The 15,021-nt window shown below is 65.7% G+C and carries 9 protein-coding genes; 8 read left to right on the top strand and 1 reads right to left on the bottom strand.

The features are described 5' to 3' along the window. The 4 genes from K0F85_RS17620 to cobA all read left to right on the top strand — a co-directional run. Positions 1–611: aldehyde dehydrogenase family protein (locus K0F85_RS17620; RefSeq protein WP_219117256.1), on the top strand; the 611-nt coding region annotated here is incomplete at its 5' end. Positions 612–675: 64 nt separating this feature from the next. Then, entirely contained in the window at positions 676–1,314 is a 639-nt protein-coding gene (locus K0F85_RS17615; protein ID WP_219117255.1) for an ANTAR domain-containing response regulator, read from the top strand. 157 nt (positions 1,315–1,471) lie between these two features. Continuing rightward, positions 1,472–2,662 carry a CmpA/NrtA family ABC transporter substrate-binding protein gene (locus K0F85_RS17610; RefSeq protein WP_219117254.1) on the top strand — a complete coding sequence of 397 codons (1,191 nt, stop codon included), beginning with the start codon at positions 1,472–1,474 and terminating at the stop codon, positions 2,660–2,662. Positions 2,663–2,686: 24 nt separating this feature from the next. Next, positions 2,687–3,463: a uroporphyrinogen-III C-methyltransferase gene (gene cobA / locus K0F85_RS17605; RefSeq protein ID WP_219117253.1), complete on the top strand. Its 777-nt coding sequence runs from the start codon at positions 2,687–2,689 to the stop codon at positions 3,461–3,463. On the opposite strand, the gene K0F85_RS17600 is transcribed toward cobA, so the two are convergent. After that, positions 3,460–4,461, bottom strand: coding sequence for a cyclase family protein (locus tag K0F85_RS17600; RefSeq protein ID WP_219117252.1), 1,002 nt, complete (start codon positions 4,459–4,461; stop codon positions 3,460–3,462). The two genes, cobA and K0F85_RS17600, sit on opposite strands and share 4 nt — an antisense overlap. Before the next feature lie 108 nt (positions 4,462–4,569). Between K0F85_RS17600 and K0F85_RS17595 the strand changes: the two genes are divergently transcribed. From K0F85_RS17595 to recB, 4 genes are all read left to right on the top strand, one after another. Then, positions 4,570–5,460, top strand: a complete 891-nt coding sequence (locus K0F85_RS17595; protein WP_219117251.1) for a LysR family transcriptional regulator — start codon at positions 4,570–4,572, stop codon at positions 5,458–5,460. 141 nt (positions 5,461–5,601) lie between these two features. Further along, on the top strand, positions 5,602–8,628 hold the full coding sequence (locus K0F85_RS17590) for a CHASE domain-containing protein (protein ID WP_219117250.1): 3,027 nt from the start codon (positions 5,602–5,604) through the stop codon (positions 8,626–8,628). Positions 8,629–8,703: 75 nt separating this feature from the next. Beyond that, positions 8,704–12,138, top strand: coding sequence for an exodeoxyribonuclease V subunit gamma (gene recC, locus K0F85_RS17585; RefSeq protein ID WP_219117249.1), 3,435 nt, complete (start codon positions 8,704–8,706; stop codon positions 12,136–12,138). Continuing rightward, the coding region (recB, locus tag K0F85_RS17580) for an exodeoxyribonuclease V subunit beta (protein ID WP_257572848.1) at positions 12,135–15,021 on the top strand (2,887 nt) is incomplete at its 3' end. The genes recC and recB, both read left to right, overlap by 4 nt.

Here is a 15,021-nt window from a genome sequence, read left to right as displayed (position 1 = left end):
ATCAACTGGTCGAGGCACTGTTGCCGCGCATCGCGGCACTGAAGATTACGCAAGGCATGGATCTGTCGGCCGAGATGGGCCCCGTCGTGACGCAAGTGCACAAGGAAAAAATTGCTGGCTACATCGCCACAGGCGTGAAAGAAGGCGCCAAACTGGTGGCCGACGGGCGCGGTTTCGTGTTGCCAGGCCATGAAAACGGCTTTTTCCTCGGCGGCAGCCTGTTCGACCATGTCACGCCGGAAATGACGATCTACAAGGAAGAAATCTTCGGCCCGGTGCTGTGCATCGTGCGCGTGCCCGATTTCACGGCGGCGCTGGACCTGGTCAACGCCCACGAATACGGCAATGGCACGGCGATCTATACGCGCGATGGCAACACGGCGCGCGAATACACGCACCGGGTGCAGGTGGGGATGGTCGGCGTGAACGTACCGATTCCCGTGCCGATGGCTTTCCACAGCTTCGGCGGCTGGAAGCGCAGCCTGTTTGGCGACCACCACGCGCATGGCCCGGAATCCGTGCGTTTCTACACGAAGCAGAAGGCCGTCACGCAGCGCTGGCCGGCCTCGACGGCTGCCGGCGCCGAGTTTGCCATGCCGACCTTGAAGTAAAACTGTCTGGTTCGCTTCTTGCTTACTGCAATGGTTAATTATTTAGCCATTGCAGATCGCTCCCATGACGTCCAGCCGTACCCAGCCTTTGCGCATCGTTGTCGTCAACACCCTGGTCGAGCACGGCGTGCATGCGGATGCTGCCCTGGCTGCCCAGATACAGCGCGGTAATGCCTTGCGCATCGGCTTGCTGGAATCAGGTTTTGACATCGTCGCCTCCCTGCCAGCCGACCTCTACCTTCCTGAGCGCATCGCGCAACTGCAGCCTGACCTCATCATCATCGATGCCGAATCGGATGCGCGTGACGTGCTTGAGCACATCGTCATCGCCACGCGCGACGAGCGTCGCCCCATCGTTTTGTTTACGGAAGACGGCGCCACGGCCAGCATCGATGCGGCCATGGCAGCCGGCGTGTCCGCCTATATCGTGGCCGGTTTGCAGGCCGAGCGCATTCAACCCGTGCTGAACGTGGCCCTCGCACGCTTTCGCCAGGAAGAAAAATTGCGCGCCGAATTGCTCGACACGCGGCACAAACTACTTGAACGCAAGGTGATCGAACGGGCCAAGGGCCTGTTGATGACGCATCATGGCTTGACGGAAGACCAGGCTTACCAACGCTTGCGCAGCATGGCCATGAACAAGAAATTGAAGCTGGCGGACATTGCCCAGCGCATCCTCGACGTGGAGGACTTGCTGGGATGATGCGTCCATTTCCTGATACAGGCTGGTGCAGCGCACCATTCCGGTGCATTTTATGGCACATTGGGCAGGACGTGCACAGGCACGGTCCTTGCTGCTGGACGGGGAGAGCCTTGCCCATGGTGGCGCGGAAAAACAGTACTTATCAGCAAGGAATGGTATGACAGAGCAAGCGGGCAAAGAGGCAAGAGAGGGCAGCCAGGTGATGCGATCCCTGCAGCCGGAAAAACAGACGATACGCATCGGTTTCCTGCCGCTGACCGATTGCGCCTCGCTGGTGATGGCCTCAAAGCTGGGGCTGGACGAGAAATACGGCATCAAGATCGAACTGAGCCGCGAGATGTCGTGGGCCGGCGTGCGCGACAAATTGAGTAATGGCGAACTCGACGCCGCCCACGTGCTGTACGGTCTCGTGTATGGCGTGCAGATGGGCATCGGCGGCCAACAGCACGACATGGCCGTGCTGATGAACCTCAATCACAGCGGCCAGGCCGTCACCCTGTCGGCGACGCTGGCGCGCGAGGGCGCCCACGATGGTCCGACGCTGGCGCGTCACATGCGCGCTGCGGCGCGGCCATTTGCGTTTGCGCATACTTTCCCGACCGGTAACCACGCAATGCTGCTGCAATACTGGCTGGCCGCGCACGGCATCGATCCGCTGCGCGACGCGCGCGTGATGACGGTGCCGCCATCGCAGATGGTGGCCGCTTTGCGCGCAGGCCAGATGGATGGCTTTTGCGCCGGCGAACCGTGGGGCTACAAGGCCATCGTCGATGGTGTGGGCGTGACGGCCGCCACCAGTGGCGCCATCTGGCCCGACCATCCGGGCAAGGTGCTGGGCACCAGCGCCGCGTTTGCACACCAGCATCCGAACAGCTGCCGCGCCCTGATCGCCGCCGTGCTCGAGGCGGGGCGCTGGATCGATGCCAGCGATGCCAACCGGCTGGCCGTAGCGGCCACCCTGGCCGAGCCTGCTTACTTGAATACGCCGCAGGAAGCGCTGGCGCCGCGCATGCTCGGCCACTACCAGGATGGGCTGGGCAAGACCTGGGATGAAGCGCACGGTTTGAAGTTCTATCACGATGGCGCCGTGAATTTCCCCTACTTGTCGGACGGTATGTGGTTCATGACCCAGCACCGGCGCTGGGGCTTGCTGCGCGACGAACCCGATTATCTGGCGGTAGCAAGGCACGTCAATCGCCTCGACCTGTACCGCCAGGCGGCGGAAATGACGGCCACGCCCCTGCCAAAGACCCCCATGCGCAGTTCGACCCTGTGCGACGGCATCGTGTGGGACGGCAGCGCGCCGGAAGACTACGCGGCATCATTTGCCATCGGCCGCTGTTTTTGACTGAATTTGATGGGAGACTGCAGCATGGCGCAACTTGGAAGCGTGACCTTGGTCGGCGCCGGTCCCGGCGACCCGGATTTGCTGACGATCAAGGCAGTAAAGGCCATCGCACGGGCCGACGTGGTACTGATCGATGACCTCGTCAACCCGGCCATCCTCGCGCATGCGGCGTCCGGCGTGCGCGTGGTCGAGGTCGGCAAGCGGGGCGGCTGTGCCTCGACACCGCAAGCCTTCATCGAACGCCTGATGCTGGCCGAAGCGCGCGCCGGCCTGCACGTGGTGCGCCTGAAAGGGGGCGATCCGTATCTGTTCGGACGCGGCGGCGAAGAGCGCGCCTACCTGCGCAGCCACGGCGTGGCCGTCGAGGTGATCCCCGGCATCAGCAGCGGCCTGGCCGCACCGTCCAGCATCGGCGTGCCGCTGACGCACCGTAGCTGGAGCCAGGGCGCCATTTTTGTCACGGGCCACGGCAAGGATAGCGTTTCCGAGCCTAACTGGGCGGCCTTGGCGCAAAGCCAGCTCACCCTCGTCATCTACATGGGCGTGGCCAGGGTGGCGGCCATCCAGGCGGGCTTGCTGGCTGGCGGCATGGCGCCAGGCACGCCCGTGGCCGTGGTGCAATCGGCCAGCCTGCCGGCGCAGCGCCAGTTGCTGAGCACCTTGCACGCCTTGCCCGGCGACTTGCTGACCAGCGGCCTGGGCAGCCCCAGCATCATCGTCGTGGGCGAGGTGGTGCGCTGCGCCGATGCCTGGGATGACCATGGCGCCGGCGCCTTGCTGGCCGCTGCCGTCGGACGCTAGCGTATCGGCAGGGCCACGGGACGGATGGGGGCCGCGTCGCCGCCGCGCAATTTCAAGGAGGCGCCGATGAAGGCGAATTGGTACACCTTGTCGCGCGACAGCGCTTCCAGGTCGACCAGTTCCAGGATCGGCGTGCCCTGCTGCGCCAGCAGATAGGTGTGCACGGGCAGGTAGTTGCCGGCCACTTCGGAGGGAAACGCCTCGAAGCTGAGGTTGTCTGCGCCCACCACCATGGCACCGCCATCTTCCACGAGGAATGCTGCCGCATCGAGCGACAGGCCGGGCGGATTCGCCATGTAAGCTTGCGCTTGCGCATAGTGCTGCATGCGGCCCGTGCGTATCAGCACCACGTCGCCCGGCGCCAGCGTGACGCCTTGCTTTGCCAGCGCGTCGCGCAAGTCTTGCCGCGTCACGCGGTAATTGTCGGGCAGCTGTGACAGTCCCTTGGCCACGGCCACGTCGATCAGCACGCCGCGCGCGACGATGGGCGGCAGCTTTTCCGCGCCCGTCACGGTCCAGCCCCGGTCGCCGAGGTGTTGCTCTTCCGTAAAGCCATTCCAGATCTTGCCATTCAAGCCGAAGTGGTTGAGCGCGTCGATATGCGTGCCCATGTGGGCATACATGGAGACCGCCGAGCCCGTGTAGCTGACGTGGCGGTTCATGACCTCGCCCACGTGCATCGAGTCGGCCACCACATTGCCCTTCGGCGTGTGCGTCATCCACATTTGGTAGGGCGGATCGCCTGCCGCCTGCCAGCTGGGCATGCCGACATAGAAATCGACGGCCAGGTCGTAGCTCTTGCCGCCGTCGATGCGCGCAAGGATGGCGGCGCGCGAGGCTGGCGTCATCAGGTTCAGGCGGCCGATTTCGTCTTTCGGGCCCCAGGGACTGAGGCCCACTTCCGGCATTGCGGCGGCAGGGGCGGGTGCTGCGGCCTGTGTCGTTCCGGCCAGCAAAGCCAGCAGCAGGGTGGTCAGGGTGGCAGATGGTTTGAACATAAGATATTCCTTGCGTGACATGCATGTAGAAGTCACTATCATATTGTTTTCCAATCAAATTATAATCGGCGATAAAATAATAAGATATTCAACTGAGCGGAAAGAATCATGGATGTTCTGGCGCATATGCGCGTGTTTCGCAAGGTGGTCGAGCGCGACAGCTTCAGCAAGGCGGCGCTGGACCTGAACCAGTCGGCGGCGGCCATCAGCAAGCAGGTGCGGCAACTGGAGGCGCGCCTGGGCACGGTGCTGCTGCTGCGCACGACACGGCGCATGAGCTTGTCGGATGGCGGGCGTGCCTATTATCTTGAATGCTGCCGCCTGCTCGATGAAATCGACGCGCTGGAACTGGCCACGCGCGGCTGCGCCGGCAAGGTGGCGGGACGGCTGCGCGTGAATGCGCCGCTATCGTTTGGCTTGAAGGTGCTGTCGCCGCTGCTGCCAGAGTTCATGGCCCGCTATCCGGAAGTCAAAATCGAAATGACCCTGGACGACCGTCTGCGCGATGTGGTGGGCGAAGGCTATGACGTGTCGCTGCGCATCCGCGCTGCGCTGGCCGATTCGACCCTGGTGGCGCGCCGCCTGGGCGAGGTCGAGCAAATGATTTGCGCGGCGCCCGCCTATCTGGCGCGGCGCGGCATGCCCCGCCAGGCGCAGGATTTGCACGGTCACGATTGCCTGGCCTACCGCCTGGCCGACAGTCCCGGCGTCTGGCAACTGGCCGGCCCGGAAGGGGCGAGCAGCATAGTCCTGCCAGTGCGCTTTTCCGCCGACAGCAGCCTGCTGCTGGCCGATATGCTGGTGGCGGGCATCGGCGTGGGCGCGCTGCCGTCGTTCGTCGCCGCGCCCCTGCTCGACAGCGGCGCCCTGGTGCGCGTGCTGCCGTCGCACGGCATGGCCAGGCGCGGCGTCTATGCTTTGACGCCCGATGGACGCCATGTGCAGGAAAAGGTGCGCGCCTTTTGCGACTTCCTGGCAGTGGCCCTGCAGGCGACCTAAGCGCGCGGTGTTTTCCAGGGCAAGCAGCCTGCGCGCTTTTTTTCTTCCACAAGCGCGTCGGGCACGGGCTTTGATAGTATCCTCGTACTTGCTGGGCGGCCTGCGCCGCACATTCGAGGAAACCGGAATAAGCGATCGACAATGCACACTTTGAGCAAGGGCGGGGCGGGATCAGGCATCAGGATATGGGCGGGTGGCTTGCTGCTGGCCTTGGCGGTGGGCGGTGCCCTGTACGCGGGCGCGGCGCGCACGGTCAATGACGATGCCGAACAGCGTTTCGACAATCTCACCCAGAGCGCCCAACATAACCTGGCAACGCGGGTGAAAAGCTATTCCGACCTGCTGCGCGGACTCGAAGCCCTGTTCCGCACCAGCGAGCATCTGACGCGCCGCCAGTTCCACGATTATGTGGCCGGCCTCGATATCGCGCGCCAGTTCCCTGCCATCGAATCGGTCAACTATGCGGTGGCCGTCCCGTCGGCGCAACGCGCCGCCTTCATCGAGGCCGTGCGTAAAGATACCAGCCTGGCGCCGCGTGGTTACCCCGATTTCACCATCCGTCCGCCCGGCGAACGGCCGGCCTACACGGTATTGACTTACCTGGAGCCCGACTTCCTGCTGGGCGAACGCATGGGCGTCGATATCGGCGCCAACCCGCTGGTGGCGCAGGCCCTGGAGCAGGCGCGCGATAGCGGCGAGGTGGGCGCGTCGGGCCAGGTGATCATGATCAAGGGACCGCCCGCTCATGTGGGCCTGGGCATGCGCCTGCCCGTGTACCGCAATGGCATGCCGCAAGGTGGCGAGGCAGAGCGTCGCGCCGCCTACCAGGGGTCCGTGGGTATCGGTTTCGGCGTGGCGCAGCTGGTGCGCAGCGCACTCGAACACAGCGCCCTGGAACCGCTGCACCTGACCCTGTACAACGCCGCCGAGCCGCTGCCTGCCAACGGCGTGTGGCGCATCACGCCGCAGGACCGCCTGCTGTTCAACGATAATGGCGACCTGGCGGCAGCGCCGCCGCAACCGGGCAGCGATACCGCATATTTTGACCTGGTGCTGCCTGTGGCTTACCAGGGCGGCCTGTGGAAAGCCCATTTCCGCGTGCGCAAGGTGGAGTTGTACAGCGGCTTCGACCGTTATTTTCCATGGCTGGCGCTGGCCGTCGGCGTGGCCGGCACCCTGCTTATTTATGGCTATATCTTTACCCTGTACCGTTCGCGCCGCAATGCGGTGGCGCAGCGCATCTTGCTCGATACGGTGCTCGATAGCGTCGATGCCTATGTCTACATGAAGGATGCCGACCTGCGCTACCGCTACGTGAACGCGCGCACGGCGAAGATACTGGGCCGTTCGGCGCAGCAGTTGATCGGCCGCCAGGATGGCGAACTGATGCTCGGCGATGCGGCCGCTGCTGCGCGGCTGACCGAACGCCAGGTCTTCGACAGCGGCGCCAAGTTCGTCGGCGAAGAGCGCTTCGTCGATGCGCAGGGCCAGGTGCATCACTTGTGGAGCGTGAAGGTGCCGCTGGGCTTGCCCGGTCCCGTCACGGGACTCATCGGCCTGTCCACCGATGTGACGGAACTGCACCGCCTGAAGGAGCAGGCCGATGCGGCCAGCCAGGCCAAGAGCGACTTCCTGTCGAACATGAGCCATGAAATCCGCACGCCGATGAACAGCATCATCGGCATGGCGCACCTGGCGCTGAAATCGGTGGCCGACGCGCGCCAGCGCGATTATCTGCAGAAAATCTTCCATTCGGGCCAGCATTTGCTGGGCCTGATCAACGATATCCTTGATTTTTCCAAGATCGAGGCGGGCAAGCTGGAACTGGAAGTACTGGACTTCCGTCTCGACACCCTGCTGGCGAACGTAGCCAGCCAGCTCGGCGATGCGGCCGCCGTCAAGGCGCTGGCGCTGCAGTTCGATATCGCGCCTGAGCTGTCGCAGCGCTGGCGCGGCGACCCGCTGCGCCTGGAACAGGTCTTGCTGAACCTGACCAGCAACGCCATCAAGTTTTCCGACAATGGCAGCATTTTCGTGCGCGTGCGCCAGTCGGAGGAGCGCGGCAGCCATGGCATGCTGCGCTTCGAGGTGCAGGACCGTGGCATCGGCATGAAGCAAGAAGAGGTGGCGCAGCTGTTCCGCTCCTTCCACCAGGCCGACCCGTCGACCACGCGCAAGTATGGTGGCAGCGGACTGGGGCTGGTGATCAGCAAGCAACTGGTGGAACTCATGGGCGGCAAGGTGGGCGTGTACAGCCAGCCGGGACTGGGCAGCACCTTCTGGTTCACGGCGCGCCTGGAGAGAAGCGCGCAGGGCGGTGACGAGCGTATCGCCGAAGTGGAGCCGGAAGTATTGGGCGTGATCCGCGGCGCCTCCATCCTGCTGGTGGAAGATAACATCTTCAGCCAGCAGGTGGGCTGCGAATTGCTGGAAGACGCGGGCGCCACCGTTTGCGTCGCCAGCAATGGCCGCGAAGCGCTGGAATTGCTGGGTCGCCAGCGCTACGACTGCGTGCTGATGGATGTGCAGATGCCGGAGATGGACGGCTTCGAGGCGACCCGTCGTATCCGCGCCGACCCCGCGCTTAGCGGCCTGCTGGTGATCGCCATGACGGCCAATGCGGGCAGCGAAGACCGCGCCCGTTGCCTGGCGGCGGGCATGGATGAATTCGTGACCAAGCCGATCGCCCCGAATCTGCTGTTTCACCTGCTGGCGAAATGGTTCCGCCTGCGCGGCGGTATCGGCAGCATCGGCCGTGACAGGATGGCGGCAGTGCCGAAAGCGCCGCCATCGGCCGCCGCGCTGGAATTGCGCGACACGGCCATCCTCGACCTGGCCACCCTGGCGCTCACGTTCGGCAATGACGCCGTGAAGATGCGCAAGTACACCCAGCTATTTCTCGACACGGCACGCGACGGCATCGCCGAAATGGAGCAGGCCATGGCGCTGCAAGACCTGGGGCGCCTGGCCGACCTGGGACACCGCAGCAAATCGTCGGCGCTGGCCGTGGGCGCCCATGCCTTCGCCAGCCTGTGCACGTCGATCGAAGGCTTGCGCCTTGGCGGCGATCTGCAGCAGGCGCGCGCCCTGCTGACGGCGCTGGAGCCGGCGCTGGCACAGGTGGCAGAACAAATTTCACTGGAATTTGCCGCCAGCGACGCCCCCTGACGCAGGCAGCGGCGATAATAGGCGTTTGACGTCTCCGGCCACCCGGCCGGAGACGCGGCAAACCATCGGATCAGCATGCATACTCCCGTCACGCCCGGCCTTCTCATCCTGCATGGCAACCAGCTGGAACAGCTGCGCGCCGCCGTCTTCCAGTGGCTGCGCCAGCATCCGCTGGCGCCCCTGGAAACGGATATCTTCCTGGTGCAGTCGAACGGCGTGGCCGAATGGCTGAAGATCGCCCTGGCCGAGGAAATGGGGGTGTGCGCCGCCACGCGCATCGCGCTGCCGGCGCGCCTGCTGTGGGAAAGCTACCGTGGCATGCTGGGGCGCGAGCGCGTCCCGCGCGTATCGCCGTTCGACAAGTCGCCGCTGACCTGGCGTTTGATGCGTCTTTTACCCTCGTTGCTGGCCGAGCCGGTCTTCGCGCCGCTGCGCTACTTCCTTGCCGATGGCGATAGCGAACGCCGGCTGCAGCTGGCCGAGCGCCTGGCCGACTTGTTCGACCAGTACCAGGTCTACCGCGCCGACTGGCTGGCCGATTGGGCCGCGGGGCGCGACCAGTTGCGCACGGCGCGCGGCGTAGCCATCGCCTTGAAGGAAGACCAGCGCTGGCAGGCGCAGCTGTGGCGTGCCGTGGCTGGCGACGTTGACGCTTTCGAGCGCGACACGGGCCGTGCCGACATCCACGACGCCTTCCTGGCGGCGATCGCCGCCGGCGAGCAGCCTGCCGGCAAGCTGCCGCGCAGAGTGGTGCTGTTCGGCGTATCGGCCTTGCCGTATCAAACCTTGCAGGCGCTGGCCGCGCTGGCGCGCCACACGCAGGTGGTGCTGGCCGTGCCCAACCCCTGCCAGTTTTACTGGGGCGATATTATCGACGGGCGCGACTTGCTGCGTGCGCAGAACAAGCGCCAGAAGCAGCGCAATGGCCAGGACCTGGCGCAAATTGCGCTCGAAGAACTGCATGCGCACAGCCATCCGCTGCTGGCCAGCTGGGGCAGGCAAGGGCGCGATTTCATCCGCATGCTCGACGAATTCGACGAACATGCGCAAGCCGAAGGGCGCGACGACAGCCTGCGCATCGACCTGTTTGGCGAGGAAACGGGCGAGACCCTGCTGCAGCAGGTGCAGGTGGCCATCCGCGAACTGCGCCCGCTGGCCGAGCATGAGCAGCTGCCGCCCGAGGCCGGCGACCGTTCGATCGAATTTCACGTGGCGCACAGCGTGCAGCGCGAAGTGGAAGTGCTGCACGACCAGTTGCTGGCCATGTTCGCGCACAGTGCCGTAACGGGCTTGCGTCCGCGCGACGTGGTGGTGATGGTGCCCGATATCGACACCTTCACGGCCGCCATCCACGCCGTCTTCGGCCAGTATCGGCGCAACGACGAACGGTTCATTCCCTTCGAGATCGGCGACGTGAAGGACCGCAGCGTCAACCCGCTGCTCGTCGCGCTCGAGTGGCTGCTGCAACTGCCGCAGCAGCGCTGCCGCCAGAGTGAAGTGCGCGACCTGCTCGACGTGCCGGCGCTGGCCACCCGCTTTGGCCTGCAGCCGGACGACCTGGCCACTCTGGGCGCCTGGATCGAAGGGGCGGGCGTGCGCTGGGGCCTGGACCAGGCGCACCGCGCCGGCCTGGGGCTGGGCGCGGCCGGGGAACAGAATGCATGGATCTTCGGCGTGCGGCGCATGCTGCTCGGCTATGCCAGCGGCAGTGGCGCCAGCTTTGGCGGCATCGAACCGTACGCGGAAGTGGGCGGCCTCGATGCGGCGTTGGCGGGCTCGCTGGCGCAGCTGGTCGAGGCGCTGCTGCACTGGCGCAGCGTGCTGGCCGGCGCGCGCGCGCCAGCCGAATGGGGCGTGCAGGCGCGTGCGCTGCTGGCCGCTTTTTTCGATGCCGACGACGAGGGCGACCGTTTGACCCTGGCGCAGCTGGAAGGCGCCTTGCAGGGCTGGCTGGAAACCTGCGAGCATGCCGGCTTTGTCGAGCAGGTGCCGCTATCCGTGCTGCGCGTGGCGTGGCTGGGCGCGCTGGACGAGCCGACCCTGAACCATCAATTCGTCTCCGGCGGCGTCACCTTCTGCACCTTGATGCCGATGCGCGCCGTGCCGTTTCGCGTCGTGTGCCTGCTGGGCATGAACGATGGCGACTTCCCGCGCCGCGCGCAGAAGGCCGATTTCGACTTGCTGGCGCTGCCCGGCATGGCGCGTCCTGGCGACCGTTCGCGCCGCGACGATGACCGCTACCTGATGCTCGAAGCCTTGCTGGCCGCGCGCGACAAATTGTACGTGAGCTGGGTGGGACGCAATGTGCGCGACAATTCCGAGCAGCCGCCATCCGTGCTGGTGTCGCAGTTGCGCGACTACCTGGCCGCCGGCTGGTCGCTGGACCGGCACCTGGCGTCGCTCACCACCGAACATGCGCTGCAGCCGTTCAGCCGCCGCTATTTCGAGGCCGATGGCTTGCTGACCTACGCGCGCGAATGGCGCGTGGCGCATGCCGAGGCCGATGTGGCCGATGCGCAGGAACAGGCCGCCGTGCTGCCGCTGGGCCCTTACGAGCTCGATCCCGGCACACGCTTGAAACTGGGCGAGCTGGCCAGCTTTTTGCGCCAGCCCGTCAAGTACTTTTTCCGCCGCCGCTTGAGCGTGTATTTCGCCGACGCGGCCATGCTGGGCGAGGATGAAGAACCGTTCGGCCTGAATGCGCTAGAGCGCTATCTGCTGGAAGACACCATGCTGGACGATGGCGGCGCCGTCGAAGCGGCGGGTGACGTGCGCGCCAGCCTGGAGGCGCGCGCAGCGAGGCTGGCGCGTGTAGGCGTGCTGCCCATCGGCTTGATCGGCCAGCAGGTACAGGCGCAATTGGTCGAGGCGCTGGTGCCCGTGCGCAGCGCGTGGCTTTCCTTGCGCGCCTCGTTCCCGCTGGCGGCCGACAAGCGCGCCATCAATTTGCCGTTTGGCGAGCTGCAGATCGACGACTGGCTCGACAAATTGTGCAGCAACGGGCGCGACACGGCCTGGCTGATGCAGATTTCCTCGAAGGTGACGGACAAGGCTGGCCTGGCGCGTGGCGACAAGTTGATGCTGATGTGGCTGCGCCAGCTGGCCGCCGCCGCCCTCGGCTTCCCCGTCACCGGTTACCTGGTGGCGCGCGACGCCATCGTCAGCATGGCGCCGCTCGATCCTGCCACGTCGCGCGCGGCGCTGGCCACTTTGCTGGCGCTGTGGCGCGAAGGCATGAACCATCCGCTGCCCACGGCGTGCAAGACGGGACTGGCGCTGGTGCAGGGCGGCGACCCGCGCGCCGTGTATGACGGCGGCTTTGACATGTCGGGCGAGCGCGATGAACTGTGCCTGGCGCGCCTGTGGCCCGAATTTTCCGCGCTGGCCGCCGAGGAAGCATGGGAAGACTGCACGCGCGAGCTGTATGGCCCGCTGGCCGACTGGCTGCAGCAACATATTACGATAGACCCGATCAGCGCGCCCGATGACGGCGCCGGAGAAGAACAATGACGAGCCATCTGCTCAACCCCCTGGCATTCCCGCTGCACGGCTCGCGCCTGATCGAAGCGTCGGCTGGCACGGGCAAGACCTGGACGATCGCCGCGCTGTACGTGCGGCTCGTGCTGGGCCACGGCGACGACGCCAGCCGCTTCACGCGCCCGCTGCTGCCGGCCGACATCCTGGTGATGACGTTTACCCGCGCCGCCACGCGCGAATTGTCGAACCGCGTGCGCGAGCGCCTGATCGAGGCAGCTGCTTATTTTCGCAATGAGTTGCGCATTGAATCCGGCGGCAGCGATCCGTTTCTGGACGCCTTGCTGGAATCCTACCCTGACGAGAGCGAGCGGCAAAAGGCCGCGCACCGCCTGATGCTGGCCGCCGAGACGATGGATGAAGCAGCCATCTTCACCATCGACGCCTGGTGCCAGCGCATGCTGCGCGAGCACGCGTTCGACAGCGGCAGCCTGTTTGACGAAGAACTGGTCAGCGACGAGCAAGCCCTGTTCGAGGATGCGGCGCACGACTACTGGCGCCAGCAAGTCTATCCCTTGCCGCCACAGGCGCTTGATGTACTGCTGGCCTGCTGGCCCGACGTCGAAGCGTTGAAGAAAGGTGCGCGCGAGCTGGCGCGCCGCGCCGACATCATGGGCATGGCGGGCGAGGAACCGTTGTCGACGCTGATCGCGCGCGAACAGCGGGCGCTGGCGGCGCAGCTGGCCACCCTGAAGGCGGGCTGGGTCGAGCGCGTGGACGGCATGGCGGCCTGGATCAACGAGCAGCGCGCCGCCAATCCCAAGTGTTTCAACGGCGTCAAGATGAAGCCGGAGAACCTGGCAAAGTGGTTCGACGGCTTGCGTCGCTGGGCGCAAGATCCGCTGTTGCTGCAGCCGGCCATCACGGCCAAGGCCTGGGAACGTTTGACGCCGTTCGGCATCGAGGATGCGTTTGCCAAGAGTTTCACGGCCCGGGTGCCCGAGTGCTTCGAGCATACCGAGGCATTGGGGATGGCCCTGGCGGCATTGACGCCGCTGGCGCACAAGCTGCACCTGCATGCGGCGGCGGCCATCGCCCGGCGCATGGATCAATTGAAGCGCCAGTCGCGCCAGTTCGGCTTTGCCGACATGCTGCAGCGCCTGCACGACGCGCTGGCCGGCGAGAATGGCGCGGCCCTGCGCCAGCGCATCATCGACCAGTATCCGCTGGCCATGGTCGATGAATTCCAGGATACGGCGCCTGCTCAGTACCGGATATTCAATCTGCTGTACCGCATCGGCGACAACGACGCGGCGCTGGGCCTGTTCCTGATCGGCGACCCGAAGCAATCGATTTACGGCTTTCGCGGCGCCGATATCCAGAGCTACCTGGCGGCGCGGCGCGCCACCGCCGGCCGCCACTACCAGCTGGGCACCAACTATCGTTCGACGGCGCCCCTGGTGGCGGCCGTCAACCAGCTGTTCCTGCATGCCGAGCGCGCCGAAGTGCCGTTTGGTGCCTTCCGCTATCGTAAAAATGGCGACAATCCGCTGCCGTTCGAAGCCGTCGATGCCAAGGGCCGCGCCGAGCACCTGGTGAACGCCGGCGGCCCGTTGCCGGCCCTGCTGGCCGCCTGCGCCAGCGATGAAGGACTGCGCGGCGACAGCTACCGCGAGTATTTCGCGCAGCATTGCGCCGAACATATCGTCGCCATGCTGGGCGATCGCCAAGCCGGTTTCGCTGGCCCTGAGGGATTTGTGCGACTGCAGCCGGCCGATGTCGCCGTGCTCGTGCGCGACCGCAAGGAAGCGGCGGCCATCCGCCGCGCGCTGGCGCGCCGCCGGGTCGCCAGCGTCTACCTGTCCGACAAGGATTCCGTCGTCGACAGCGAGGAGGCGCAAGACGTGCTGCGCTGGCTGGCGGCGCTGGCCAACCCGCTTGACGGAGGTCTCGCGCGCGCCGCCTTTGCCACGCGCACCATCGGCCTGTCGCTGGGCGAGCTGGCGCGCCTGTCGAGCGACGAACTGGAATGGGAGCGCCGGGTCGAGCAACTCAAAGCCTTGCACCTGATCTGGCAGCGACAGGGCGTGCTGGCCATGCTGCGCCGCTTCATCCACGAACTGAAGCTGCCCGCCATGCTGCTGCAGCAAACGGGCGGCGAGCGGCGCTTGACGAATCTGCTGCACCTGGCCGAACTGCTGCAAGCGGCCAGCCGCGAGCTCGATGGCGAACAGGCGCTGATACGCTGGCTGGCCGAGCAGATCGCCGGCGAAGGCGAGGGCGGCGACGAGCGTGTGCTGCGCCTGGAAAGCGATGCGGAACTGGTCAAGGTCATCACCGTGCACAAATCCAAGGGCCTCGAATACCCGCTGGTCTATTTGCCGTTCGCCGTCACGGCGCGCAAGGTGGATAAGCGCAACCGCAGCTTCTTCGACTACGCGGGCGAAGACGGCGAGCGCCGCCTCGACCTGTCGCTGTCCGACGAGGCGATGGCAGCGGTCGAAGAGGCGCGCATCGAGGAAGACTTGCGCCTGCTGTACGTGGCCCTGACGCGCGCGCGCCATTTCCTGTGGCTGGGCGTGGCCGCCCAGGCGGCGCGCAAGGCGGGCGAAAATACCTTGCACGAATCGGCGCTCGGCTACCTGCTGACGGGTGGCGACAAGCTGCCATCCGGCCAGTTGCTGCTGCGCTGGCAGCAGGTAGTGGGCGATTGCGACGCCATCTATGTCACTTCGCTGGCGCAGCCCGATGCCTGCACGGTGCTGGACCGCGTCGAGCGCCGCCCCGAGTTGCGGCCTGCGCCCGTGTTCTCGGGCGAATTCGAGCGCGACTGGTCGGTGGGCAGCTTTACCTCGCTCACACGCCAGATCGGCGCCGTGTCGGCTGCGCACGTGCCCCAGCGTGCATTGGAAGAGACCT

This window comes from Janthinobacterium sp. UMAB-56 (assembly GCF_900095265.1).
GTDB lineage: Bacteria > Pseudomonadota > Gammaproteobacteria > Burkholderiales > Burkholderiaceae_D > Janthinobacterium.
This window is presented reverse-complemented; position numbering and strand designations above follow the sequence as displayed.

Bases quoted from the DNA above. Each gene is read 5' to 3' on its own strand.
- K0F85_RS17615 (WP_219117255.1), top strand. From the start codon at position 676: ATGACGTCCAGCCGTACCCAGCCTTTGCGCATCGTTGTCGTCAACACC.
- K0F85_RS17610 (WP_219117254.1), top strand. From the start codon at position 1,472: ATGACAGAGCAAGCGGGCAAAGAGGCAAGAGAGGGCAGCCAGGTGATG.
- cobA (WP_219117253.1), top strand. From the start codon at position 2,687: ATGGCGCAACTTGGAAGCGTGACCTTGGTCGGCGCCGGTCCCGGCGAC.
- K0F85_RS17600 (WP_219117252.1), bottom strand. From the start codon at position 4,461: ATGTTCAAACCATCTGCCACCCTGACCACCCTGCTGCTGGCTTTGCTG.
- K0F85_RS17595 (WP_219117251.1), top strand. From the start codon at position 4,570: ATGGATGTTCTGGCGCATATGCGCGTGTTTCGCAAGGTGGTCGAGCGC.
- K0F85_RS17590 (WP_219117250.1), top strand. From the start codon at position 5,602: ATGCACACTTTGAGCAAGGGCGGGGCGGGATCAGGCATCAGGATATGG.
- recC (WP_219117249.1), top strand. From the start codon at position 8,704: ATGCATACTCCCGTCACGCCCGGCCTTCTCATCCTGCATGGCAACCAG.